General features: G+C 65.4%; 21 protein-coding genes. 7 read left to right on the top strand and 14 right to left on the bottom strand.

Annotated elements, in window-relative coordinates; all coding sequences use genetic code 11:
• Nucleotides 1-61: 61 nt before the first annotated feature.
• From galE to FQ775_RS09100, 9 genes are all read right to left on the bottom strand, one after another.
• Complete coding sequence (gene galE, locus FQ775_RS09060) at nucleotides 62-1,054, bottom strand: UDP-glucose 4-epimerase GalE (RefSeq protein ID WP_146301586.1); 993 nt, start codon at nucleotides 1,052-1,054, stop codon at nucleotides 62-64.
• Between the two features lie 199 nt (nucleotides 1,055-1,253).
• Complete coding sequence (locus FQ775_RS09065) at nucleotides 1,254-2,441, bottom strand: hypothetical protein (RefSeq protein ID WP_146301587.1); 1,188 nt, start codon at nucleotides 2,439-2,441, stop codon at nucleotides 1,254-1,256.
• A 37-nt stretch (nucleotides 2,442-2,478) separates the two neighbouring features.
• The gene (locus FQ775_RS09070; RefSeq protein WP_246730362.1) at nucleotides 2,479-3,927 is read right to left on the bottom strand and encodes an aspartate aminotransferase family protein; all 1,449 of its coding nucleotides are present in this window, start codon (nucleotides 3,925-3,927) and stop codon (nucleotides 2,479-2,481) included.
• A gap of 35 nt (nucleotides 3,928-3,962) precedes the next feature.
• Nucleotides 3,963-4,970: an NAD-dependent epimerase/dehydratase family protein gene (locus tag FQ775_RS09075; protein WP_146301589.1), complete on the bottom strand. Its 1,008-nt coding sequence runs from the start codon at nucleotides 4,968-4,970 to the stop codon at nucleotides 3,963-3,965.
• On the bottom strand, nucleotides 4,967-5,398 hold the full coding sequence (locus FQ775_RS09080) for an EamA family transporter (RefSeq protein WP_146301590.1): 432 nt from the start codon (nucleotides 5,396-5,398) through the stop codon (nucleotides 4,967-4,969). Before FQ775_RS09080 ends, FQ775_RS09075 begins: the two co-directional genes overlap by 4 nt.
• Before the next feature lie 120 nt (nucleotides 5,399-5,518).
• A complete protein-coding gene (locus FQ775_RS09085) occupies nucleotides 5,519-6,862 on the bottom strand; it encodes an FAD-binding oxidoreductase (protein WP_146301591.1) in 1,344 nt (447 codons plus the stop codon).
• Nucleotides 6,862-8,295, bottom strand: a complete 1,434-nt coding sequence (locus FQ775_RS09090; RefSeq protein WP_146301592.1) for a UbiA family prenyltransferase — start codon at nucleotides 8,293-8,295, stop codon at nucleotides 6,862-6,864. The genes FQ775_RS09085 and FQ775_RS09090 overlap by 1 nt, the downstream gene beginning before the upstream one ends.
• Nucleotides 8,296-8,502: 207 nt before the next feature.
• On the bottom strand, nucleotides 8,503-8,766 hold the full coding sequence (locus FQ775_RS09095; RefSeq protein WP_146302118.1) for a hypothetical protein: 264 nt from the start codon (nucleotides 8,764-8,766) through the stop codon (nucleotides 8,503-8,505).
• A 109-nt stretch (nucleotides 8,767-8,875) separates the two neighbouring features.
• Nucleotides 8,876-11,428: a mechanosensitive ion channel family protein gene (locus tag FQ775_RS09100; RefSeq protein ID WP_246730310.1), complete on the bottom strand. Its 2,553-nt coding sequence runs from the start codon at nucleotides 11,426-11,428 to the stop codon at nucleotides 8,876-8,878.
• 169 nt (nucleotides 11,429-11,597) lie between these two features.
• Here FQ775_RS09100 and FQ775_RS09105 point away from each other — a divergent pair, with 169 nt between their 5' ends.
• The 4 genes from FQ775_RS09105 to soxG are packed head-to-tail and all read left to right on the top strand — an operon-like array spanning nucleotide 11,598 to nucleotide 16,753.
• Nucleotides 11,598-12,857: a sarcosine oxidase subunit beta family protein gene (locus tag FQ775_RS09105; RefSeq protein ID WP_146301593.1), complete on the top strand. Its 1,260-nt coding sequence runs from the start codon at nucleotides 11,598-11,600 to the stop codon at nucleotides 12,855-12,857.
• Nucleotides 12,858-12,865: 8 nt separating this feature from the next.
• On the top strand, nucleotides 12,866-13,177 hold the full coding sequence (locus FQ775_RS09110; protein ID WP_146301594.1) for a sarcosine oxidase subunit delta: 312 nt from the start codon (nucleotides 12,866-12,868) through the stop codon (nucleotides 13,175-13,177).
• Nucleotides 13,174-16,173, top strand: coding sequence for a sarcosine oxidase subunit alpha family protein (locus FQ775_RS09115; RefSeq protein WP_146301595.1), 3,000 nt, complete (start codon nucleotides 13,174-13,176; stop codon nucleotides 16,171-16,173). Before FQ775_RS09110 ends, FQ775_RS09115 begins: the two co-directional genes overlap by 4 nt.
• Nucleotides 16,166-16,753, top strand: a complete 588-nt coding sequence (gene soxG / locus FQ775_RS09120) for a sarcosine oxidase subunit gamma family protein (RefSeq protein WP_146301596.1) — start codon at nucleotides 16,166-16,168, stop codon at nucleotides 16,751-16,753. The genes FQ775_RS09115 and soxG overlap by 8 nt, the downstream gene beginning before the upstream one ends.
• Here the strand turns inward: soxG and FQ775_RS09125 are convergent.
• Both FQ775_RS09125 and FQ775_RS09130 read right to left on the bottom strand, forming a co-directional pair.
• Nucleotides 16,746-17,213, bottom strand: a complete 468-nt coding sequence (locus FQ775_RS09125; RefSeq protein WP_146301597.1) for a DUF1772 domain-containing protein — start codon at nucleotides 17,211-17,213, stop codon at nucleotides 16,746-16,748. The two genes, soxG and FQ775_RS09125, sit on opposite strands and share 8 nt — an antisense overlap.
• A gap of 93 nt (nucleotides 17,214-17,306) precedes the next feature.
• Complete coding sequence (locus tag FQ775_RS09130) at nucleotides 17,307-18,047, bottom strand: SDR family oxidoreductase (RefSeq protein ID WP_146301598.1); 741 nt, start codon at nucleotides 18,045-18,047, stop codon at nucleotides 17,307-17,309.
• Nucleotides 18,048-18,148: 101 nt separating this feature from the next.
• On the opposite strand from FQ775_RS09130, the gene FQ775_RS09135 reads away from it, so the two are divergent.
• A complete protein-coding gene (locus tag FQ775_RS09135) occupies nucleotides 18,149-18,769 on the top strand; it encodes a TetR/AcrR family transcriptional regulator (RefSeq protein ID WP_146301599.1) in 621 nt (206 codons plus the stop codon).
• Nucleotides 18,770-18,805: 36 nt separating this feature from the next.
• On the opposite strand, the gene FQ775_RS09140 is transcribed toward FQ775_RS09135, so the two are convergent.
• On the bottom strand, nucleotides 18,806-19,516 hold the full coding sequence (locus FQ775_RS09140; RefSeq protein WP_146301600.1) for a nitroreductase: 711 nt from the start codon (nucleotides 19,514-19,516) through the stop codon (nucleotides 18,806-18,808).
• A gap of 438 nt (nucleotides 19,517-19,954) precedes the next feature.
• Here FQ775_RS09140 and FQ775_RS09145 point away from each other — a divergent pair, with 438 nt between their 5' ends.
• Nucleotides 19,955-21,145, top strand: a complete 1,191-nt coding sequence (locus tag FQ775_RS09145; protein ID WP_146301601.1) for a pyridoxal phosphate-dependent aminotransferase — start codon at nucleotides 19,955-19,957, stop codon at nucleotides 21,143-21,145.
• A gap of 51 nt (nucleotides 21,146-21,196) precedes the next feature.
• Complete coding sequence (locus FQ775_RS09150; RefSeq protein WP_146301602.1) at nucleotides 21,197-22,207, top strand: 4Fe-4S dicluster domain-containing protein; 1,011 nt, start codon at nucleotides 21,197-21,199, stop codon at nucleotides 22,205-22,207.
• Here the strand turns inward: FQ775_RS09150 and FQ775_RS09155 are convergent, their stop codons facing one another.
• Together FQ775_RS09155 and FQ775_RS09160 are read right to left on the bottom strand one after the other, a co-directional pair.
• The gene (locus FQ775_RS09155) at nucleotides 22,208-23,998 is read right to left on the bottom strand and encodes a methyl-accepting chemotaxis protein (RefSeq protein ID WP_146301603.1); all 1,791 of its coding nucleotides are present in this window, start codon (nucleotides 23,996-23,998) and stop codon (nucleotides 22,208-22,210) included.
• A gap of 11 nt (nucleotides 23,999-24,009) precedes the next feature.
• A complete protein-coding gene (locus FQ775_RS09160; protein WP_146301604.1) occupies nucleotides 24,010-25,008 on the bottom strand; it encodes a cytochrome-c peroxidase in 999 nt (332 codons plus the stop codon).
• Nucleotides 25,009-25,064 lie beyond the last annotated feature (56 nt).

A 25,064-nucleotide genomic window follows, 5' to 3' on the forward strand; every position in this document is an offset into this window, starting at 1 on the left:
AGAATGGGCCAGCCACGCGACGCAGCGAATGGGTGCGACTGCCCGGCAGCACTCCCCGTCGTCAGGCCGCCGAGTTCTTGCGTGTCAGCCGGTCTTCCCAGGCAAGCGAGGTCTCCACGATGCCGTCGAGATCATCGAAGCTCGGCGCCCACTTCAGTTCCTTGCGTGCCCGTCCGGCGTCGGCAATCACGCTGGCAAGGTCGCCTGGGCGCCGCGGCGCCTCGCGCACCGGCACCTCACGGCCCGAGACCTTGCGCGCGCTGGCGATCACCTCGCGCACCGAATATCCGTGGCCGTAACCGCAATTGGCAACCAGATTGCCGCCGCCTGCGCGCAGGCGTTGCAAGGCCAGGTAATGCGCGCCGACCAGGTCGCTGACATGGATGAAATCGCGCACGCCGGTGCCATCCGGCGTATCGTAATCTGTACCGTAGATGTCGACATGGCTGCGCTTGCCAAGCGTTGCCTCGCTCACCACCTTGATCAGGTGCGTTGCGCCCGCCGTCGACTGCCCGGTTCGTCCCTTGGGGTCGGCGCCGGCAACGTTGAAATAGCGCAGCGCCGCGAAACTCAGCGGATGCGCGACCGAGACGTCGCGCAGGATCTGCTCCACCATCAGCTTGGACATGCCGTAAGGGGTTTGCGGCGCGACCACCGCCTCCTCGTCGAGCGGCGCCGCCCCACCTCCGGCATAGACGGCCGCGGTGGACGAAAAGATGAAACTCTTGACCCCGCTTTCGACCGCAGCCTCGATCAGCGCCCGTGAGCGGCAAGTGTTGTTCTCGTAATAGGAGAGCGGCCTTGCGACCGATTCCGGCACCACCACCGAACCCGCGAAATGGATGATGGCGTCGACGCCGTGTTCCTCGACGATGCGGCAGATCAGCCCCTTGTCGGCCACGTCTCCGCGGCAGAGGCGCGCTTCCGGGGCGACCGCCCATTCGAACCCGGACGACAGATTGTCGACGACAACGACCTCCTCGTCGCGGTCGAGAAGTTCCCACACCATGTGGCTGCCGATATAACCGGCGCCGCCGGTGACAAGCACGGCCATCGCTTGACCCCCTTTCGGGTTACGTTGTCGCGCAGCAAGGCAACCGGCGTGACCGGGCTTCCGGCCCGATCCTTTTTCATTGCCGCGTCAAGGCAATACGCCAGAACCTGAATGCTGCGCGGTCGAATGCATCATGACGCAGTTCGCCTAGCGGAAGGTTAAGGCGGGCGCGCCGTAACCTCGCGCCACGACGCCTGGGTCAGCGCGAGAGGTCGAAGCGCGGCTTCCAGCTTGTCGCCAGGAGCAGGATCATCCCGGCCGTGAAGACGAAGTAAAACCGGTCATCGGGCAGCGGGAAGCTTGCGAACTTGCCCAGCATGCCGATTGCCAGCGCAAAAAGCAGCGCGTGGGTGCGCATGTCGATGCGGCCGGTGCGCGCCAGCAAGGCCCAGGCCGCCGACAGCCCCAGGAGCAGCGCCGGCCAGTCATTGTCCACCAGCGCCACGACCACGCCGCGTGCATAGCCGCGCGCGAAGTCGATCAGCGAGAAGTCGGGCGAAAAGCCGGTCATCGAGTGCTGGATCGTCACGCAGGAGAAATAGAAATGCGCCCACCAGCCCGGGTGACCGCCCTGCCTCTGCACCAGCAGGCAGAGCGCGAAGCCGACCACGAACGTCGCCAGGATCGGCCACAGCCGCCAGCGGAACAGCGTCGCGGCGATCAGCAGGGCGAAGATGAAGACGATGTTGTCGGGCCGGATCAGGACCGACACCAGCAATAGCGCACAGGCGGCGAGATCGCGCCCCTTCGCAAGAAGCAGGACCGCACCCACTGAAACCAGCGCCAGCAACATGTCCGGCGAGACCCCCGTCGTCATGTGCGCGTAGTCGGCCAGCATCAGGAACGGCGTGACAAGGACGGCCGCCTGCAGCGCATCCTCACGCCGCAGCCACCACAGCGCCAGCAGGCCCAGCAGCACGGCGGGCAGGATCGAAAGCAGGATCGAGCCCCGGGCCAGCCCGAAGACCGGCTCCATCCAGCGCAGCAACGCGACATAGGCGACCTTCACGCGGTACATCGAGAGCTGTGACTGGAAGTCTTCCGGATTTTCCCACTGGTGCAGATTGTAGGGATTCGAGAATTTCAGGTGATAGAGTTGAGATTCGCGCGCGCCCGGTTCGATCCGCGCCCACGTTTCGCGGTGCAACTCCACCGGGTCGGCGTGGCGGTTTTCCAGCGCCGAGGCGACATAGGCGACCATGTCCCAATTGTAGTCTGGCCGCACCCAGGCATAGGTCGCGGTGCCCAGGATGACGAGCACCATGAAGATTGCCGCGATGCGGTCGAAGACCCGCTTGGTGGCAACGTTGCGCAACACCGCACCGGCGACCGGCGTCGCCAACGCCCAGTCGACCATCGAGCGCTCCGCCCGTTCAGCTCCGCTCATCCCCGAAACTCCCCTGCCCTGTGTAGTGCGCCTTGCGTCAGGACACCTGGCTTTTCACGAAATCCCGAACGATCGCGATGATGCCGCGCCCAAGCAGCCGGTCGAGTGCGTCTACAAAGGTGTCGACATCAGCCCGGCTGCAGATCAGCGGCGGCTCGAGCCGGATGACGTTGCGGTTGTATTCGGTAAACGCCACCAGCACGTCGTGGTCGCGCAGAAGCAGCGCGCCGACGAAGCCCGACAGCGACCCCTTGAGCTTGTCGTCGAGGACGCCGACGATCGGCCGCAGCACTACGGGCAACGTTTGCGAGAAATCCTGGAACTCCAGCCCGACCATCAGGCCCTTGCCGCGCACATCCTTGATGATCTTGGGATATTTCGCCTGCAGCGTCTTCAGACGCTCGAGAAGGTAGGCGCCGGTCTCCGCGGAGTTGTCGATCAGGTTCTCGTCATAGAGCAGGTTGATCGCCTCGATCGAGGTGATCGAGGCCTCGCCCATGCCGCCGAAGGTTGCGGCGGCATGGATCATCGCCGTCTTCGGCGTGCCATAGGCCTTCATGTAGATTTCGCGGCGCGCGATCATCGCCGCCATCGCCGTCTTGCCGCCACCGAGAGACTTCGCCAGCGCGGTGATATCGGGCACCACGCCGTAATGTTCGAAGGCGTAGAAGCGGCCGGTGCGCCCGAAGCCGCACTGCACCTCGTCGGCAACCCAGATCACGCCGTAGCGGTCGCAGAGCTCGCGCAGCTTGCGCCAGAACTCCGCCGGCGCCTCGATGATGCCGCCACCGCCCTGGACGGTTTCGAGCACGATCGTGCCGATCTCCGGATCGGCGCGGAACGCGGCCTCGATCGCGTCGATGTCGCCGAAGGGCACACGCACGTTTTCGCCCGGCAGCTTGAAATCGGCGCGATAGAGCTGGCCGTCGGTGACGGCCAGTACGCCCTTGGTCTTGCCGTGGAAGGAATTCTCCGCATAGACGAACTTCCGCCTTTTCGGCCCGGCGGCGCGCTCGGCGAGCTTCAGCGCCGCCTCCATCGCCTCCGAGCCCGATGAGCCGAGAAACACCATGTCGAGGTCGCCGGGCGAGCATTGCGCGAGATTGTGCGCGAGTGCGGCCGCATATTGCGACATGAAGGCGATGGCGATCTCGTGCCGCTGCTCGTCCTGGAACTTCTTGCGCGCCTCCAGAAGCTTCGGGTGGTTGTGGCCGAAGGCCAGCGACCCGAAGCCGCCGAAGAAATCTAGAATCTTGCGCCCGTTCTGGTCGATATAGTGCATCCCCTCGGCGCGCTCGACCTTCACCTTGTGGAAGCCGAGCAGCTTCATGAAATGCAGCTGGCCCGGGTTGAGATGCGCCTTGAACAGCTCCGTCATGCGCGGCAGGTCGAGCGCCTTGGCGTCCTCCACCGACAAGAGCCCCGGCTTCGGCAGGCTGGCGGGCGAGAGTTCCGGCGCCTCGATCACGGTGCGCGCATCCTTCATCTCGGGTTTGGTCATCACGGTCATCTGTCTGTCCCTCATTCCGCAGGCTGCAGGGCCGCGGGCGCGAGGCGCCCTTCCCGCTTGGCGCGGTATTCGTCATAGGCGGCGATCAGCATGTCGCCGTCATTGTATTCCGGCACCCAGCCGAGCTCGCGCTCGCCCTTGGAAACGTCGAGCACGCACATCTCGTCGGCGATCAGATATTGCTCGGGGTCCATGATCGGCAGGTTGATCAGGTCGAGGAAGTCGAGCGTCCGCTTGACCGCCCATCCCGGCGTCGGCAGCAGGAACGACCTCGAACCGGCATGCTTGATCAGGTCGCCCAGAAGCTGGCGCACCGGCGGCGGGTTGAGCGAGCCGAGATTGTAGGCCTCGTTCGGAACGCCCGCCTTCCAGGCCAGCCGCGCCGCTTCGGCGCAGTCGAAAACCGAGATGAACTGGTATGGGTTCCTGCCCGAGCCGATCATCGGCACCGGCAGGTTGTGGTCGATCAGCTTGAACAGCTTTTCCAGGATGCCGAGCCGGCCCGGGCCGATGATCAGCCGCGGCCGGAACAGCGAAATCTTCATGCCGCGCTTGCGCCACTCCGCCGCCAGTTCCTCGGTCTTGAGTTTGGAAAGACCGTATTCGCCAAGCGGATTCGCCGGATGGTCCTCGGTTTGTGGCCAGACGAATGTGTGGCCGTAGATCATGTCGGTGGTGAAATGGACGAGCCGCATGGCGCCGCGAACATCCATCTCCTGGATGATGTTTTCGGTGCCGTGATAATTGACCGGCCAGAAGAAGTCGTGCCGCTTGGCCCTCACCTGGATCGGCGACAGCATCTTGGCCGATAGGTTGTAGACCATGTCGTCGGCCTTGATGCCGACGGCGGCAACCGAGGCCTTGTCCGTCACGTCGCAGTGGACGAAGGTGGCTTTCGCATAATGGGCGAGATCGCTGCGGGAAATGTCGGCAACGATAACCTCTTCGCCTTCGGCGACGAGCTTGGGGGCCAGGTGACGGCCGACAAATCCGTCGCCGCCGAAAATTACATGTCTCATCGGGTCAACTCGCTGGTCTGTACGGACTGGGGGGCAACAGGCGAAGCCTCGTCGTGGCTGCGACCGCTCTGGGCGATCAGCACCGTGCCGACGCATATGAAGGCAATGCCCGCGATCCTGTAGGCGTTCAAATCCTCGCGGAAGACGAAGTAGGCGAAGACGGCGACCGCCACATAGGCAAGGCTCAGGAAGGGATAGGCGAAGGACAGTTCCACTTTCGACAGTACGTAAAGGTGCGACGCCATCGAGATGACGAAGGTCGCCAGTCCGAGGAATATCCAGGGGCTGAACACGATCTGCAGAACCTTGACGAGCGGATTGACGCCCGCGAACGACAACGGACCCATCGACATCATGCCGTATTTCAGCATGAGCTGCGCCGCGGCGTTGGTCATCACCGTGAACAGTATGAAAACGATATACTTCATGTCCTCACCGCATCCGAGCTTGTGATACTATCAAATGGCGAAATATCTGTGAATTTGATCTGAAAAATTGAAGAAATATGATTTACACCACGCATTAACCATTAATATTTTGTATCTTATCTACTCTGCGGCTGCCCGCGGCACTTCATCGGCCGCAAGGCGCATCGCCGTGCGGCGCCAGAAGTCCGACATGAAGGCCGGGTCGCGCCATTGCTCCACGGCCCGCCACGTCGGAAAGGAGGCGGCGAACACCTCCGCGCTCATGCGCGCATCCTTGTACGGGTTGACCGCGCCACCGGCGTCGACAGTGATGCGGTCAAGCTCGGACAGAAGCGCCAGCGTCCGTTCGCCGAGGGCGGGAAAGTCGAGCGTCAGGGTGTAGCCGGGACGCGGAAATGACATCGCGGCCGGCGACGGCCTGTCGCCGAACCGCTTCAGCACCGTCAGGAACGAGCCCTGCCCGGCCTTTCGCGTCGCAGCCAGCAGCGCGGGGATCGCTTCCCGCGCCGCCTCGAGCGGGATGACGCTCTGGTGCTGGTGCAACCCGCGCGGACCGTAAAGCCGGTTCCAGTGCGACACCCCGTCGAGCGGGAAAAAGAAGCCGCGCGCGCCGACAACACCGGCGCTGCGCGCCGTCCTGTAGCGGTAGGCCGCGTTGAAAAGCTTCAACGCAGGCCGGCTGAGCAGGCTGAAGGGCGGCTGCAACGGCACCGAAAGCCAGCCCGGCCGCGCGTCGTAGCTCCGCGCCCCGGCCTCGGCATGGTTGCCCGTCAAGAGCAGCCCCCGGCCCGCGTGGCGGCCCTCGGCCAGTTGGTCGATCCAGGCGACGGCGTATTCGTTTTCCGCGTCGGCCCTTTCGGCCAGATCGAAATATGCGTCAAGGTCGGCAAAGGGCGTCACGCCCTGTGCGATGTCGAGCGAAGGCACACGCATCAGCCTGACCGTTGCGCGGCTGATCAGCCCGGTGAGACCCAGACCGCCGATCGTGGCACGAAAGAGGCTACTGTTCTGCGACGGGCTGCAGTCGAGCGCTCGGCCATCGGATCTGAGCAAGGTAAGGCGTTCGACATGGGCGCCGAACGTGCCGCGGCGGTGATGGTTCTTACCGTGAATGTCGTTGGCGATTGCGCCGCCCAGCGTCACCCATTGCGTGCCCGGCAGCACGGCGGGCAGATATCCATGCGGGGCGGCATGCGCGATGATGTCGGAAAGCTGCGCCCCCGCCTCGGCTTCCAAAAGGCCGGTAGCCGGATCGAATGACAGGATGCGCGCCATGCCGCGCATATCGATCAGGCTGCCCTCGGCGTTGAGGCAGCTGTCGCCATAGCTGCGCCCGTTGCCATAGCCAAGCAGGCTTGCGGGCTTGGCCTCGCCACGAGCCAGAAGACCGGCCGCGCGCTCGCCCGACAGCAACCGCCCTTGGCCGGCAAAGGTGCGCCCGAAGCTTTCCAGCACAGGCCCCATCACATGCTCGCAATCACGAGGAGCACCGCGCCCAAGCCGGCGACCAACTGGCTGCGCCAGTCGCGAATGATGAAGACGACCGGGTCTTCGTGCATTTCGCCGCGCCGCGCCAGCACCCAGATGCGCAGGATGATGTAGAGCACGATCGGCGCCAGCGGCCACACCATCCAGGGTTCGGCATAGAGTTCGCGCACGCTGCCGGAGTCGATGTAAAGCGCCAGCACCAGCGCCGCCGCGAAGCCCGACGCAACGCCGGCCTGGCCGATGATTTCGATGTCCTCGGCGCGATAGCCGCGCCCGGCAATGCGCACGCCGCGCTGCAATTCGCCATCGTCGAGTTCGACGAAGCGTTTCACCAGCGCCAGCGACAGGAAGAAGAAGATCGAGAAGGCGAGCAGCCAGAATGACACCTCGGTCCCGGTCGCCGTGGCGCCGCCGAGGATGCGCATGGTGTAGAGCCCGGCGAGCGTCAGCACGTCGATCAGAAGCATGCGCTTCAGCGCCAGCGAATAGGCCGTGGTGATCACCAGATAACCCGCCAGCACGGCCCAGAACTCGGGATCGAGGAAGGCGGCCAGGCCGGCGCTCACACAAAGGAGTATGCCGGCGCTGGCGATGCCGAAGCGGATCGACAGCTTGCCCGAGGCGAACGGACGGTTGCGCTTGGTCGGATGCCGGCGGTCGAGCGTCAGATCGAAGAAATCGTTGACGATATAGATCGCCGAGGCGGCGGCGCTGAAGGAGAAGAACGCAAGGATGCAGGCGACGACCATCTCCAGGTTGAGATATTCGTGCGACAGCACCATCGGCACCGCGATCAGCGTGTTCTTGAGCCACTGGTGGACACGCAGCATCTTGACGACCGTGCGCAGGTCGGGACGCTCGCCTGCGACCAGCTCGCAACCGTGTCTTGCCTGCCAGCGCGTGGCGGAACGGTCCGGCGCGACCACGATCGCCACGCGCGCAGCACCGAAGACCTGAACGTCATGCCGGCTGTTGCCTGCATAGTCGAAACCGCCGTCGCCGAAGACTTCCACCAGCTTCGCGCGCTTTTTCGACGAGGTCAGGTTCACACCGTTTTCGGTCGCCAGAACGTCATCGAAAACCCCGAGATGGGCGGCGATCGCCTCGGCAAACTTGCGCGGCGTACCCGTCGCCAGAATGATGCGCCGGCCGGCCTCGCGCTCCTTGCGCAACCTGTCGACCAGTTCGCCGCGATAGGGCAGCGACGCCGCGTCGATGTCGACGCGCGCCGCGATCTCCGCCTTGAGCCGCGCCGGTCCCTTGAGCAGCCAGAACGGCACCAGAAAGATCGCCAGCGGCTGCTTGCGAAGAAGCAGGAACAGCCCTTCCCACAGAAGGTCGGTCGCAATCAGTGTGCCGTCGAGATCGACGGCAAGGGGAATGGCGTTGCGGTCCGTCCTGGCGTCCATTGCCGGCAACCTTCATCTTCTCGCGCCACCGGGCATGGCGCCGTTGCGGCAGTGCATAGACGAGATTGCCCTACGGAAGGTTGAATCGCCGCCCCTGGCCTGGGCTCCGGGCGGGCATTTCGAACCGCAGGCTTAACAATGGGTTAGAACAAAAAGTAAAAGGCCGGGCAACGGGCCCGGCCTTGGTGCGTTTCATTTCGAATGCAATCAGCGGATGCGGCCGCGGCCACCCGAGATTTCGATCGTCTCGTTGCCGGTCAGCGCCTCGCGGTCGCCGTTGGGCATCGTCACGAAGCAGCCGCTGGGGCAGAACTGCACGGTCTCGCCGGCGCCCAGCGCCAGTTCGCTTTGCGAACCGCCTTCGGTAACGATGATCGTACGCGGCTCGGAATCCCTGTTCACGATGCTGGCCGCGAAGGCCGGTGCGCTCGCCGCGACGACGGCAATCGCCGTCATGATCGCTCTCTTCATCGACATGTTCGGTGTTTCCACCGCCTCTGGTTGACTGGTCGGGCACATTTGCCCGTTTGGCCAAGCTTATAGGACTTGGATGCTGAACGGCAACTGAACGGCGGCGGGCTCAATCGTCCGGATCGATACGCTTGCGTCGGCGCCTCGGCTTTGCCGGCTCCGCCGTAGGCACCTCGCTTGCCGTCTTGTCGCCGGCCGGCTCCGCAACAACCGGCGGTTCGGCCGGCTGCGGCTCCTTCGCCGCTCCTGGAACCAGTTCCGGCGGGCCGCTGCGAATGTGGATATCGCGCTGCGGGAAAGGAATCTCGATGCCCTCGCGCTCCAGTGCCTCGACGATCGCAAAGCGCATCTCGTTCTGCACCGTCAGGCCGCTCAGGATATCGGAAAGATAGAGTCGCAGCTCGAAATCGAGCGATGACGCCCCGAAATCCGCGAAATAGACGAAAGGTTCGGGATTTTTCAGCACCAGCGGATGGCTTTTGCCGATTTCCAGCAGGATATCGTGGACGCGCTTGACGTCGGAGCCGTAGGCGACGCCGATCTTGATCTCGACCCGGCCGAGCTTGTTCTTGTGGGTCCAGTTGCCGACCGCGGCATTGATCAGTTCCGAATTGGGCAGGATCACCGTCTTGCGCTGGAAGGTCTCGATCTCGGTCGCCCGCACGCTGATGCGCTTCACCGTGCCGGTGACGCCGCCGGCCTCGATCCAGTCGCCGGCCTTGAAAGGTCGCTCGGCAAGCAGGATCAGCCCCGAGACGAAGTTCGAGACGATGTTTTGCAGGCCGAAGCCGATACCCAGCGACAGGGCGCCGGCAACCAGCGCCAGGTTGGAGAGGCTGATGCCGGCGGCCGAGATGCCGAACAGCGCCGCTATCGCGATGCCGGCGTAGCCGACCGCGGTGCGGATCGAGTTGCGCACGCCGACATCGACGCGGCCACGCGCCAGCACCGAGCCGTCGAGCCAGCCCTGGAAGCCGCGGGTCAGGAAATAGCCGATCATGAACACCAGCACGCCGCTCAGGATGCCGATCAGCGAGAACGAGAACGAGCCGATCGTGATCTCGTTGGCGAGCCGGTAGGTCCAGCTGGTGATGTCACCCCACTGGAACCCCCATTGCAGCAGGATCAGCGGTACGCCGATCCCGACGATGAGCACGTTGGTGATTACGCTCGCCACCAGGCCGAGTTGGTCGAGCGCGCTGTCTTCCAGCCGGAACGCGCGCCGCAGGTAGCGCCCGAGCGCGGTGTTGACGAAACCGCCCTCCTTGGAAATCGCATTGGCCGACAGGAAACCGAGATACATCGTCGCCGCGATCGCACCGGTCACCACGATCTGCGACGAAAGGAACCGGGCGAAGCCGATATAGCCGAGAACCGCCGCCACGATGTTGACGCTCCCGGCAAGCAGGAAGAAATAGTTCAGCCAGCTCAGCCGCGCCGGATGATCGCCCGCGTCCTCCTCCTCCGCCGTCTCGGTCCTCGAAGGTCGCACCAGTCCGATCAGGATCACCAGAATGCCGACGATCACCGTCGCGATCAGGCTCTTGGCGATCGTCAGCGACAGTGGCGAGCCCATCACGTGATTGATCTTGTTCATGATCACGTCGAGGCCGGTCGTCACCGCCGTCAGCCAGGCAAGCCAGAACAGGCGGAAGGCGGATTTCGAATCGACGGGGATCAGGCGCCAGTTCGGGTATCTGGGCGACAGCGCCGCGCGCGCCAGGCGGTTCACGAAAAAGACGATGATCATGACCTCGAACAGCGCCGAAAGCATCGCGCTGATGTCGGGCCGCAGTATCTTGAAATAGTCGAAGAAATAGAAGCTTGCGCCAAGGAACACGGCGAGCGCGGCCGATGGCAGCAACGTCGACCAGAATGCGACCGAGAGCCGCGAGAGGTAGGACGGGGCCTCGCGGATTTCCTCCGCGTCCATCATCTCCGCGAAGATGTGCCGCCCGCCGAACAGCAGCAGCCCGGCGGCGGCCAGCGCCAGGAAAGTCGCGATCAGGGCAGATTGCAGCTTGAAGGCGACGACGAAGCGCAGCCACGACCACACCGCCCGGTAGAGGTCTTCAGCCTCCCTGACCAGATCGGTAAAGGTTTCCGGACTCAGCGCCGACAGGATGTCGTAGCGTTTCGACAACGTGTCGGTGAACAGGTCCCGCCGCATGGTCGAGATCATGTCGATGAGCCGGTTGACCTTCAGCGACTCGCTTTCGGCCAGGCCCAGCAGCGAGTTGATCTGCGCCTTCTCCTGCACCAGCGCCGCGCGCTCCTGCGCAACCACTTCCGGTTCAGCCGGCTGGCCTTCCTCCGGCGCCGGGCCGAGCGCCTCCAGCCTCAGGTTGATCTCGTTGAGACGCGGCCGGAACTGCACGCCCGCCTGCAGGAACTTGACCGCCAGCTCCTCGAGCGCGATCCGCAGTTCCACCAGCCGGGCGTCGTTGGCGGCATTCTCCTCGACCTTTCGGGCCAGCTCTTCGGCCTGCTTGGACAGGCCTTCGATCAACGCTTTCTGCTTTTCGAGCAGCGTTGAAGCATTGTCGGTCTTCGGCGCCGCCTCCTGCGCTACGGCGGAATGCCCGCCAGGCAAGGACGGGACCGCGGCAAGGACGGCGACGAGCGCCACGACGCGGAAGATGTGGACCAGAATTGACTGCACGCGTTCGATCCGCCCGATGAACTGTCGCCGCCATCAATAGTAAGGCGATTGCCGTGGGGCAAGCGCAGCGGCCCGAGGTCGGCTGGTCGAAAAGCGACGGCGCATTCTTGGCCTTTGCGCTCGCCGTCGGGCTATAGTCTCGCCCGCGACAGGCAGCGGACGGGCGAGGATGGCCGAATATTCCCTTCTTTCACTTCTGAAGAACGCATGGTCGGGAAACCGCGACTGGAAACCCGCGTGGCGCAAGCCCGACCCGAAGCCCGAATATGACGTCATCATCGTCGGCGGCGGCGGCCACGGCCTGGCAACCGCCTTCTACCTCGCCAAGGAGCACGGCATCACCAATGTCGCCGTACTCGAGAAGGGCTGGCTCGGCTCCGGCAATATCGGCCGCAACACCACCATCGTGCGCTCCAACTACCTGCTGCCCGAATCGATCCGCTTCTACGATTTCTCCGTGAAGCTCTGGGAGAACCTGTCGCACGAGCTCAACTACAACGTCATGTTCTCGCAGCGCGGTATCCTCAACCTCGCGCATTCGCCCGCGCAGGCCGACGACTACATCCGCCGCGGCAATGCCATGCGCCATGGCGGCGGCGATGGCGTCTGGCTGACCCCGGCCGAGATCGCGAAAAAGGTGCCGGGCGTCGATCTGAGCCAGAACGCGCGCTTCCCGGTCGTCGGCGGCCTGCTGCAGCCGCGCGCCGGCACGGCGCGCCACGACGCGGTTGCCTGGGGTTTTGCCCGAGGCGCGGACCGGCGCGGCGTCGACATTATCGAGAATTGCGAGGTCACCGGCTTCCTGCGTGACGGCGATAACGTCACCGGGGTGAAGACGTCGCGCGGCGAGATCAGGGCGAAGAAGGTCGCCGTCGCGGTCGCCGGCTCGACCGGCCGGGTCATGAGGCTCGCCGGCATCGACAGGCTGCCGATCGAAAGCCATGTCCTGCAGGCCTTCGTCACCGAATCGCTGAAACCCTTCGTCGACACGGTCGTCACCTTCGGCGGCGGCCATCTCTACATGTCGCAGTCCGACAAGGGCAGTCTCGTCTTCGGCGGCGACCTCGACGGCTACAATTCCTACGCCCAGCGCGGCAATCTGCCGGTTGTGGAGGAGGTGATGAGCGAGATGGTCGCCATGTTCCCGTCTCTCGCCCGGGTACGGCTTTTGCGCTCCTGGGGCGGCGTCATGGACATGTCGATGGACGGTACGCCGATCATCACCACCGGCCCGCTGCCCGGCATGTATCTCAACACCGGCTGGTGTTACGGCGGCTTCAAGGCGACGCCGGCATCCGGCTGGCTGTTTGCCTGGACGATCGCCAAGAACACCCCGCACGAGATCAACGCTCCCTTCACGCTCGACCGCTTCCACCGCGGCGCCATCATCGACGAGAAGGGCCAGGGCGCGACCCCCAAGCTGCATTAGAGCCGTTCATGCAAATCACCTGTCCCTATTGCGGTCCGCGAGACCTTGCCGAATTTGCCTATCAGGGCGATGCCAATCGCACCCGGCCCGATCCCGCCTCGACCGACCAGCAGGTCTGGAACGCCTATGTGTACGACCGCACCAATCCGGCCGGCGAGCACCGTGAATACTGGCAACACGCCGGCGGCTGCCGGAGCCATCTGTTGGTCGTGCGTTCGACCCTGACCCACGAGATCACCAGCGTGGGCTTCGTCCACGACAAGACGCCGTCGCCCGCCCGTTCGCGCCGGCGCGGCAGCAGCAAGGGAGCCGGCGCATGAGCCCGCGCCGCATGCCGCAGGGCGGCCGCATTGACCGCGCGCGCCCGATACGCTTCCGCTTCGACGGCAAGGATTTTTCCGGCCATGCCGGCGACACGCTCGCCTCGGCCCTTCTGGCCAATGGCGTGACCCTGTTCGGCCGCTCGTTCAAATACCATCGCCCGCGCGGGGTCATTGCGGCCGGCGTCGACGAGCCCAATGCGCTGGTCACGCTGCTGAGAGGCGACATCCGCGAACCCAACATTCCGGCGACACAGGTCGAGATTTTCGAAGGCCTCGTTGCCGAGAGCCAGAACCGGTTCCCCTCGCTCGACTACGACGTGGCGACCGCCAACCAGTTGGCCGGCGGCGTGTTTTCGGCCGGCTTCTACTACAAGACCTTCATGGGCCCGGTCGTCGGTCCGCTCAAGGGCACCCGCTTCTGGATGTTCTGCGAACATTTCATTCGCCGCGCTGCCGGTCTCGGTCGTGCCGGCTACGTGGCCGATCCCGACCGCTACGAGCGCATGAATGCCTTCTGCGATGTGCTGGTCGCCGGTGGCGGCCCGGCCGGACTGATGGCGGCGCGGCAGGCCGCCGAATCCGGCGCGCGCGTCATCATCGCCGACCTCGAGCCCGAATTTGGCGGCTCGGCCAAATGGTCAGGCGAAGCGATCGACGGCAAGCCCGCCGCCGAATGGGCGAAAGAGGTGACCGAGGCCCTGGCGGCGATGGCGAATGTCCGGTTGCTGCCGCGCACCACCGTATGGGGCTATTATGACGGCAACACGCTGGCCGCTCTCGAGCGGGTAGCAGATCACAAGCCGGCTGCCGACAAGGGCGAGCCGCGCCACCGCCACTGGACCATCCGGGCCGGCGCTGTCGTCCTCGCGACCGGCGCCTTCGAACGGCCGATCGTCTTTCCCGGCAATGACCGCCCCGGCATCATGCTCGCCGACGCCGCGGTGCGTTATGCACGCGAGTTCGGCGTTGCCTGCGGTTCGACCGTGACCGTCTTCACCAACAACGACAGCGCCTACCGTGCCGCCGCCGCGCTCGCCGAGGCGGGCGCGACCGTTGCCGCGATCGTCGACGTACGGTCCGAAATCTCGGGAGAGGCACGCGCACTGGCAACGAAGGCAGGCGGCGAACTCCTGCCTGGCCACGCCGTCACCGCGACCGCGGGCGGCAAGGCGCTTGCCGGCATCTCCGTCCAGCGCCTGCGCGAGGGCGAGATCACCGGCCAGCCGCGCTCGGTCTCAACCGACTGCCTTCTGGTGTCGGGAGGTTTCTCGCCGGCGATCCATCTCGCCAGCCAGGCCGGGGCCGCGCCGAAATGGGATGACAGGCTGCAGGCGTTCCTGCCGCCGGAACCGGCGCAGAAATGGTTCGGCGCCGGCGCCTTTCTCGGCCATTTCACCACCGCCCAGGCGCTTGCCGACGGGCTTGCGGTCGGCGCCAGGGCCGTCGGCGGCAAGGCGCCGCGCAAATCGGCAACGCCCGCCGTCGAGGCTGGCGAACTCGACATCGCGCCTGCGCCGGTGTTCGAGATCCACCCGCCCGGCAAGCCCGGCAAGGCCTTTGTCGACTTCCAGCACGACGTCAACGCCGAAGACGTGCGCCTTGCCCATCATGAAGGTTTCGTCTCGGTCGAGCATCTGAAGCGCTACACCACGCTCGGCATGGCCACCGATCAGGGCAAGACCTCCAACGTGCCGGGGCTCGCCATCATGGCCGAGGCGCGCGGCGTCGCCATCCCCGAGGTCGGCACGACCCGCTTCCGCCCGCCCTTCACCGCCGTCTCGCTGGGGGCGCTGGCTGCCGAGCGCTACGGCGAACTCAAGCCCGACCGCCTGACGCCGATGCACGACTGGCACCTCGAAAACGGCGCCACCATGTATTCCGCCGGCCTCTGGTACCGACCGATGATCTATGGCGGGCGCGGCGAGACCGTCGAACAGGCCTATGTGCGCGAGGCGCGCGCCGTGCGTGACTCCGTCGGGATCGTCGACGTCTCCACGCTAGGCAAGATCATGGTCCAGGGCCCGGACGCGGCCGACTTCCTCGACCGGGTTTACACCAACAAGTTTTCCACCCTGCCGGTAATGAAAGCGCGCTACGGGCTGATGCTGCGTGAAGACGGCATCGCCTATGACGACGGCACCACATGGCGTCTGGCGGAGAACGATTTCCTCATGACCACGACAACGGCCAATGCTGGCAAGGTCATGCAGAATCTCGAATACCTTCTCGACATCGTCTGGCCGGACCTGAAGGTGACGCTGACCTCCGTCTCGGACGAATGGGCCGGCGCGGCTGTCTCCGGGCCGAAATCACGCGACGTATTGACCGCCTGTGTCAAAGGCACCGCCGTCGACAACGAAACCTTGCCGTTCATGGGTATCGTCCGCGGCGAGATCGACAGCGTGCCGGTGCTGATCTGCCGTCTCTCCTTCTCCGGCGAACTCGCCTACGAGGTCTATTGCGGCGCCGGCCACGGAGTGCACGTCTGGGAGGCCCTGATGGCGGCTGGCAAGCGCTTCGGCATCGTGCCCTACGGGCTCGAGGCGCTCGGCACGCTGCGCATCGAAAAGGGCCACGTCACCGGCGCTGAGATCGACGGCCGCACCACGGCGCGCGACCTCTATCTCGACTGGATGCTGTCGCAGAAGAAGCCCTTCGTCGGGTCGATGATGATGGACCGCGAGGGACTCGCAGGCGAGGACCGCGCGCGTCTTGTCGGCGTCGTCGCCCTCGACGACCGTCCGCTCGGCGGCGGCGCCCACATCGTGGAATACAACGATCCGGCCGAATTCCGCGACTCGATCGGCCACATCACAGCGACCTGCTATTCCCCCGCACTCGGCAAATATATCGGCCTTGCGCTGATCAGGGGCGGCAAGAAGCGCCACGGCAGCCGCGCCTATGTCTCCGACCCGTTGCGCAAGCGCTTCGGTCCGGTCGAGATCGTCAGTCACCATTTCTTCGACCCCGAAGGGAGCCGCATGCATGGTTGAACCGGTCTCTCCCCTCGGCGCAGCCTGGAAACCCGGCTCATATGCCAACGCTGCCGGTGTCACCGGCGTCGCGCTTTCCGAGACGCGCCCGGGCTCGATCGTGCAGGCGGCCGCCTGGCGCGGCGAGGAAAAGGCGCTGATCGCCGCGATCGGGAAGGTCTCGGGCCTTGCGCTGGCCGACGGCGCCGGCGCCGGGGTGTTCAAGGACAACAAGGCAGCCTTCGGTTTCGCGCCGGGCCGTTTTCTCGTCGTGGACCAGAAGGAAGGGCTCGGCGACACACTGGCCGCCGCGGTCAAGGCCGAAACCGGCACGGTCACTGACCTCTCGCACGGCCGCACCGCGATCCGCATAGCCGGCGCCAGGGCGGAGTGGGTGCTGGCGAAATTCTTCGCCATCGACTTTTCGCTGACCGCCTTTCCGGTCGGGGCCGGCCGTTCGACGGCCCATCACGACATCTTTGCACTGATCCAGCGAACGGGGCCGGAGCAGTTCGACCTCTATGTCTTCCGCTCCTTCGCGCGCGCCTTCTGGTCGGCGCTCTGCCACGCGAGTGAGGAAGTCGGCTACGAGATCAGCTAGCGCTCCCGGCAGACCGTGGCCATGCCAGGGCGGACAGCGTGGCGCAGACCAGAGCGCCGAATGTGATGACGGCATTGATCACGTGGCCGGTTTCCCATTGCGCTCGAACGGGTTCCCACGCCTGCGGCAACGTCGTCCACTGCTCCGTCACCGTGTTCATCGGAGCCACGCGCAGCATGAAGACGATCAGCACCGACGCCATCAGCACGAAGGCGGCCGAGGCAAGCAGCGCCGGCAGCACCCTGATGCGGCTGAAGAAGGCGAGCGCCAGCGTGGCGATCAATGCCCCGATGAGCGCGAAGGCGGAATAGGACCAGCCGGCATATATCTGCTGGACCGTGAAATAGGCCTCACGCTCCATCGCCATCTTGGCCGGATATTCGATCAGGTGCGCCGCCTGCGGCACCATGTAGACGGCGATGAAAATGATGGAGAAGAACTGCAGCATTCGCAAAAGCATGATGTACGGGTCCGTGTCTGCCCCCCACGCGATGAACGCCTTGCGGCAGCGGACGTTCCACCTGCAGAGTGCCAAACCGCGGTTCAGGGCCGGTCAGATGTTGGCGCCACCATCGATGGTAAACTCGGCACCCGTCACGTTTCGCCCTTCCGGACCCGCGATCCAGGCGACGAGGCCGGCCACGTCTTCAGGTTGACCAAAGCGCGGAATCGCCATCAGGTCGATTTGTTCCCTCGCGCCGGGCCCGCCCGCCGGGTTCATCTCTGTGTCCGTCGAGCCGGGATGTACCACGTTGACGGTGATGCCACGCGCGCCGAGGTCGCGCGCGAGCGCCTTGCTCATGCCGACGACCGCAGCCTTGCTCATCGCATAAAGGCCGAGGCCCTCGCCCGGCATGCGCACGGCAAGGTTGCTGCCGATCGAGATGATTCGCCCGCCATCGCCGAGATGGCCGGCCGCCGCCCGCGATGCTGCGAACGCCGCCCTGACATTGACTGCGACGGTCTCGTCGAAATCGGCCACGGTCAGCTTGTCAACCGGTCCGACGACGAAGATGCCGGCATTGTTGACGAGGATGTCGAGACGGCCGAGCGTGGCGACCGTCCTCTCGACCGCCGCCTCCACGGCGGCGGCATCGCGATTGTCGGCGGCAATTGGCAGAGCCCGGCGACCCTTGGCTTCTATCACCCGGGCCACCTCCGCCGCGCGCTCGGGCGAACGCGCATAGGTGAAGGCCACGTCCGCACCCTCGTCGGCCAGCTTTTTCGCCGTGGCCGCGCCGATGCCGCGGCTTCCGCCGGTGACCAGCGCCACCTTCCCTTCCAGTCGGGACATGTCGTATCTCCATTATGTAATGATTGATACATTATTCCATGGCAGCCTTGCCCAAAGCCGTCAAGCGATTTATGTATCGTTCAATACATTAAGGTAAGACCATGCCGGCTAGGGGCCGCCCGAGAGGGTTTGATCGCGACGAGGCGCTGAAGAGCGCCATGGAACTGTTCTGGGCCAGGGGCTATGACGGCGCGTCGCTGGCGGAACTGACATCCGCTATGGGCATCAATGCGCCGAGCCTCTACGCCGCGTTCGGCTCCAAGGAGAAGCTTTTCGAGGAGGCGCTCGCGCTCTACGCCCGCTGCGAGGGCAACGAGATCTGGGACGCGGTTCCTGCAGCCGCGACGGCGCGGCAGGCCATCGCCGACTTTCTGCGCCTGACCGCCCTTTCCTTCTCGCGCCCCGGCAAGCCGGCCGGGTGCCTTATTGTTCTGGGGTCTCTGCACGCCGACGACAGCAACGCCGAGGTCTGCGCGATGCTGCAGCGCTACCGCGCCGACAACGTCACGATGCTTCGCAACCGGCTCGAACGCGCCGTGGCCGAGGGCGAACTTGCTCCCGCCGTAGACTGCGGGGCGATCGCGCGCTTTTACGCCACCGTGCAGCAGGGCATGTCGATTCAGGCTCGCGACGGAGCCGGTCGCGATGCCCTGCTGGCGGTTGCCAATGGCGCGATGGCCGCCTGGGAGGGACTGACAGAGCCGGAGAATGGGCCGGCATAGCCGGCCTGATGCCTAGCCGGCGCAGCGCGGCGCTTCTCAGTCGACGAAAGTGACGAACTCCTCGAGCGCGGCGCGCTCTGTGCGCAGCTTGTTTTCCGGCTTGCTTTCGTCCTCGTAGCCAAGCGCCATGCCGCAGATCACGACCTCCTCGTCGGGAATGCCGAGCACCGGCCTGATCTGGCGGTGGTAAGGCGCAAACGCTGCCTGCGGGCAGGTGTGCAGCCCCCGGCCCCGCGCCGCCACCATGACGTTCTGCAGGAACATGCCGCAATCGACCCACGAGCCCTGGTTAAGCCGCCGGTCGATGGTGAAGATCATGCCCACCGGCGCGTCGAAAAAGACGAAGTTGCGGTCATGCTGGGCCCGCATCTGGTCGACGTCGCGCCGGCCGATACCGAGATGGCCATAGAGCGCGAAGCCGACCGCGCGGCGCCGCGACAGATAGGGCTCGAAAAACTGGTCCGGGTAATAGCGGTATTCGTCCCACTTCGCCTTTTCGGCGCGGATGCCGGAGTTGAGAATCGCGTCGCCAAGCTCGCGCTTCTTCTCCCCGGTGGTCACATAGACCTTCCAGGGCTGCATGTTGGTGCCGGAGGGCGCGCGGCTGGCGACCCTGAGAATGTCGCGGATCGTCTCGTCATCGACCGGATCGGGAAGAAAGGCGCGCACCGAACGGCGCGAGACGATCGCCTCGTCGACGATGTCGCAGTCCTGTATTGTCTCGTTCTGCTTGTCCGGCGCCAACATCCCGCCATCCTACCTCTTACGCGACCGCCAGCCCGAAGGCGGCGAACCAACCGTTACCAGCGCGGACCGAGACATGGCAAATCTGGTCGCAGGCCCCGCTCAACTCCCGGATATTCCATCGCATATTGCGCGCCGCGGGTCGAATCCGGCCTGCTTCCCCACATCGAAGCGCACGAAGCGCGGCTTCCTAGCACAATCCGCGCAATCGCGTTTGAACTTTTGATGACAGGCGGTGTTGTTTCAGACTGTCGTCGCGCCCGGCAGTTCGATAAGCCAGCACCCGTTGCATCTGAAGCGCCTTGTCGGGTCGCGTCAGCATGTCGCGATCCCCGACTCGACAAAACGATTACGCTCGGCATGCTGCTGCAATATGGCCGTGCCTCGTCGCGGCCATCGAAAGATCGGAGCCCGACCGATCGAAGCCCGGAAAGACCCGTCATGCCCCATCCTTCAGCCCGCATCTCCGGTATCACCCCCCATGGCAAGGACGGCTGGGAGATCCATTTCGCCGCCATGGCCCGCAGGCAGGCCGGTGACGACATCCTCATGCTGTCGGTCGGTGACCACGATTTCGACACCCCGTCGGCCACGGTCGAGGCCTGCATCGCCGCCGCCCGCGCCGGCCATCATCATTATACCCAGCTTGCCGGCCTGCCGAGCCTGCGCGCGGCGATGGCCCGGGTGGCTGGAGAGGCCGCCGGTATTGCGACGACTGCTGACGAGGTGATCGCCACGCCGGGCGGCCAACTCGCACTGTTCGCCGCCGTGCAGGCCACACTCGACCCGGGCGACCACGCGGTCATGATCTCCCCCTACTACGCGACCTATCCCGGCACCTTTCGCGCCGCCGGCGCCGAGTTCACCGTTGTCGAGGCGCGCGCTGACGACGGCTTTGAGCCGCGTGCCGACGCGATCTCAGCCGCGCTCAGGGACAACACGCGCGCCGTCTTGATCAACACGCCCAACAACCCCACCGGTGCGGTCTATTCGCGCCAATGCCTCGAAGGCATTGCCGAACTTTGCCGCCAGCACGATCTTTGGCTCATCTCCGACGAGGTTTACTGGACCCTGCCCGGCGGCAAGACGCATCTGTCGCCCCGCGCCCTCCCGGGCATGGCCGAACGAACTCTGGTGGTCAATTCCATGTCCAAGAGCCACGGCATGACCGGCTGGCGCATCGGCTGGCTCACCGGCCCGGCCGACCTCATCGCGCGGCTGGTCAGTCTCAATCTCGTCACCACCTATGGCCTTAACGATTTCGTCAGCCGCGCCGCCATCCAGGCCCTCGACAATGCCTGGGGTATCGACGAAATCGCCGAGCGCTATGCAACGCGCCGCCGCGCCTTCCTCGAAGCCGTGCGCGGCATCGAAGGCATCACGGTGCGCGGCTCCGAAGGCGGCATGTATGTGATGCTCGACATCTCCGGCATCGACCTCGATTGCGAGCGTTTTGCCTGGCGCTTCCTTGAGAGCGAACGCGTTGCGGTCATGCCGGGCCTGAGTTTCGGCGAGGCTGCCAGCGGCCATGTCCGCATCAGCCTGTGCCAGAGCGAGGAGGTCCTGCGCGAGGCGACGGAGCGTCTGCGCCGTTTCGTGGCCAGCTACGGAGAGCGCCGCCGCACCGCATAGGCCGCGCTCGACCGCGTGGACGCGGCTTCAGCCGCGCGCTAGGCTTGTCCGATGCCGAAGCCCAACCCTTATCGCCCGTTCTCGCCGGATCCCGCGCAGCGAGAACTCGATCCCGGTATCTCGGGCAATGCAATCAACGGGCTTGGCGACGAGACACCGCGCCGCCCGCGTATGGTCTACTGGGCGCCCAATCCCGATGACATTCCCCATGGCCGGCTGCAGCGCTGGTTCTATTCCGTTGATCCGCAGAACCCCGAGCTCACGCAGGCCCGCGCCGAGCGGGCGCGTGTCACCAACGTGGCTTTGCCGACGCTGGCCGACACTCCTGTTTCCCGCTCCCCGGAAGCGTGGACCGCCCTTCTGTCGCGCTTCGTCGACGAGGGAGCTTGCGACATGACAGGCGTCACCGAAATGCGGCCCGAATGGGTGTTTGAAGGCCACGAGGTCCCCTTCACGCGCATCGTCGTCGTCGGCGTCCAGCACGACTATGACCGGATCGCGACCGCGCCGAAGCCGAGCGCCGGCGCTGAGGTGGTGCGCCAGTACGGCCGCGCGGCCGCCACCGCCCTGCACATGGCTGCCTGGCTGCGCAGCGAAGGCTGGGATGCCGAACCGGTGACGGGCCCGATGACCGGCAGCGTGGCACTGATCCCGCCAGCGATCGCCTGCGGCTTCGGCGAACTCGGCAAGCACGGTTCGATCATCAACCCGGAGTTCGGCTCGTCGTTCCGGCTGTCCGCCGTCCTGACTGATGCCCCGTTCGCGACGACGCCGGCCCGCGCCGTCGGCGTCGACGACTTCTGCGCCAATTGCCGTATCTGCGAGGATGCCTGCCCGCCCGAGGCGATCTTTCACGAAAAGCAGACGGTGCGCGGCGACAGGAAATGGTATGTCGACTTCGACAAATGCCTGCCGTTTTTCAACCAGACGCATGGCTGCGCGATCTGCATTGCGGTGTGTCCATGGAGCCGGCCCGGTGTCGGTCCGGCGCTTGCACAAAAGCTCGCCAGGCGCGCCGGGCGGCTGGAAAGTGCTTCCGACGCTGGCGATGATCGTCGCTGATCAGGCGGCGCGGCGCACCTGTTCCTTCTTGGCGCCGGTGATGCGGAACTGACCGAGCTTGCCGGCAAGCTCCTCGGTCTTGCTCTTCAGCGAATAGGTCGCGGCGGTCGATTCCTCGACCATGGCTGCATTCTGCTGCGTCACCTGATCGATCTGCCCGACCGACTGGCTGATCTCGCGGATCGACGTCGCCTGCTCGACCGCGCTTTCGGCCATCTCCGCCACGACGCCATTGATGGCCGAAACCTGCTTGCCGATGCGCGACAAGGCCTCGCCGGCCTCCGACACCAGTTCGACACCTTGCTGGACCTCCGGCCGCGCGCTTGAGATCAGCGTCTTGATCTCGCTCGCCGCCGACGCGGAGTGTTGCGCCAGCGAGCGCACCTCCTGCGCAACCACAGCAAAGCCGCGGCCGGCCTCGCCCGCGCGCGCCGCCTCCACGCTGGCGTTGAGTGCGAGAAGATTGGTCTGGAAGGCGATCTCGTCGATCACCCCGATGATCTGGCTGATGGAATCCGAAGACTTGTCGATGCGCCCCATCGCCTCGACGGCCTTGCGTACGATCTCTTCGCTCGCATTCGCCTCGGTGTCGGCCGCCGTCACGGCCTGCCGCACGCGCTTGACCCCGTCGGACGTCTTTTCAACGGTCGACAGCACCCCGTCGAGGGCACCTGTCGTTTCGGCAAGGTCGGCTGCCTGTCGCTCGGTGCGCTGCGACAGGTCACCCGCCGCGTGGGAAATCTCGTCGACGCCGACGCGGATGTCCTCCGTTGTCGTCGACACGGTGCCGACGATCGCCTCGAGACTGGCGATGGCGGCGTTGAAGTCGCTCTTGAGCTTCTCGTAGGCCGCGCCGACCTCCGCCGTGATGCGCACGGTCAGGTCGCCCTGCGCCACGGCGTCGATCGCGCGGCCGAGTTCCTCGACGATGGTCGATTGCTCGCGGCCCGCGGCGGTGAACGCGTCTTCTGTGTCGCGCAGCTTCTGCTCGTTGAGCCGGCCGGCATCGGCCGCCTCTTCCTCGAGGCGGTTGCGCTCGACCAGCCGCTCGCGGAAATAGCCCAGCGCCTGCGCGATGCGGCCGATCTCGTCGCGCCGCTTCTGGTCGGCGATCGCGGTTTCGACATCACCGTCGATCATCGACAGCATGCGGGCCTGCAGCCTTCCCAGCGGCCGCGTCAGCGACAGCGCCAGCGGTACGGCAATCAGCAGGCCCAGCAGCGCGACGCCGATCGACATCGCGATGGTGCGCCACTGCGTTGCCTGCGCAAGGGCATTGATGTCCTGGCGCGATTTCTGCGCGCTCGCCAGGGCCGCCGCGACCAGTCCTTCCAGCCCGACGCGAATCTCGTCGGCATAGCGGTCCATGACGTGCGGCGCCGGGATCGCCGTCGCCGGCTTTTCTCCCAGCAGGATCAGCGCGTTGCGTTTCCACTCGGCGATCGTCGCCGTCGTGGTCTCGGCCATCTCCGCCGTTTCAGGCGACAGCGAGGTCGCGGTGAAGCGGACCAGTTCCTCGTCAATACGGGCCGCCAGCGCGTTGAAGATCTCCAGTTCCTCCGCACTGGAGCGATAACGGATGCCTTCGATGACGCTGGCCACATGCGTCCGCGCCTCGCCGAACGCGTCCCAGGCCGAACGTGCCGAATCGACCTGCGCGACCGGCTCCGCCGCCGCGTGTTCGATCTGCCGCGACAGCGAACGCACCGACGCGCCGGTCAGTGCACTCTGGACGACGCCCAGCGCGATGATGATCCCGAAGCCGATGAGCATGCGTGAAAGGATGGGCATGGGACGGGTCCTCAGTTGGGAAGCACCGGCAGGGTCACGACCTGCTTGGCGCCGGTAAGTGCGTTGAGGAACTCGATCAGGTCGTCAATATCCTGGGCGGAAAGGTCGACGGGCCCCATCAGCGGCGAGCGCGAAGGCCGGTCGAAACCGCCCTCGACATAATGCTCGATCACCGAGCGCAACGTCGGGAACTCGCCCGAATGCATGTAGGGCGCCCTCTGGCCGGTATCGCGCAGCGACGGCGTCTTGAACGCATAGAGCGCGTGCGGATCGTCGAAATCGATCCGGCCGCGCCCGGCATCGTATTTGGTGGTGCCGATGTCGTGGAAAAGATTGTCGGTGAAATCCCAGCCGACATGGCAGGTGGCGCATTTGCCCTTGCCGGTGAACACCTCGAAGCCGCGCTTGGCGCTGTCCGAGATCGCCTTCTCGTCACCGTCGACCCAGGCGTCGAACGGCGCATAACTTGCGACTACCGTGCGCTCGAAAGTGGCGATGGCCGCGACGATGGTGTCGGGGGTCACGCCCTCGCCCGGAAACACCTTTTCGAACCACTCGTCATAAGCCGGGATCGCTTCCAGCCGCGCGACGGCGTCGGGAAGCGGCAGATCCATTTCGGCTGGCGCCTCGATCGGCCCCTTGGCCTGCTCTTCGGCTGTCGCGGCGCGCCCGTCCCAGAAAAAGACGTGGCGCCAGGCCGTGTTGAGCACCGTGGGCGCCTGGCGGGCCAGCGCCACGTTCTGCGCGCCCACAGGGGTCTTCACCGGCACCTCCCAGCCGAAGGAGGGATTGTGGCACGACGCGCAGTTCATGTTCTGCGGACCGGAAAGCCGTGGGTCGAAATAGAGCGCCTTGCCGAGTGCGGCCTTTTCCGGCGTGTATGGATTTTCGGCCGGAAAGGGGACCTCCTTCGGCCGCGAAAAATCCTTCTTCAGGTCCGCCGACGCCAACGCGGCCGGTGCCGCCAGCACGGCCACGGCGAGCGCCACGATCGCCTTGCGCAAATGCATCAGAATGCCCCCTTCCCGCCTCTCGGCGGCCGTCGCCCATTGGCCTTAAGGCCCGT

The organism is Nitratireductor mangrovi, assembly GCF_007922615.2.
GTDB lineage: Bacteria > Pseudomonadota > Alphaproteobacteria > Rhizobiales > Rhizobiaceae > Mangrovimarina > Mangrovimarina mangrovi.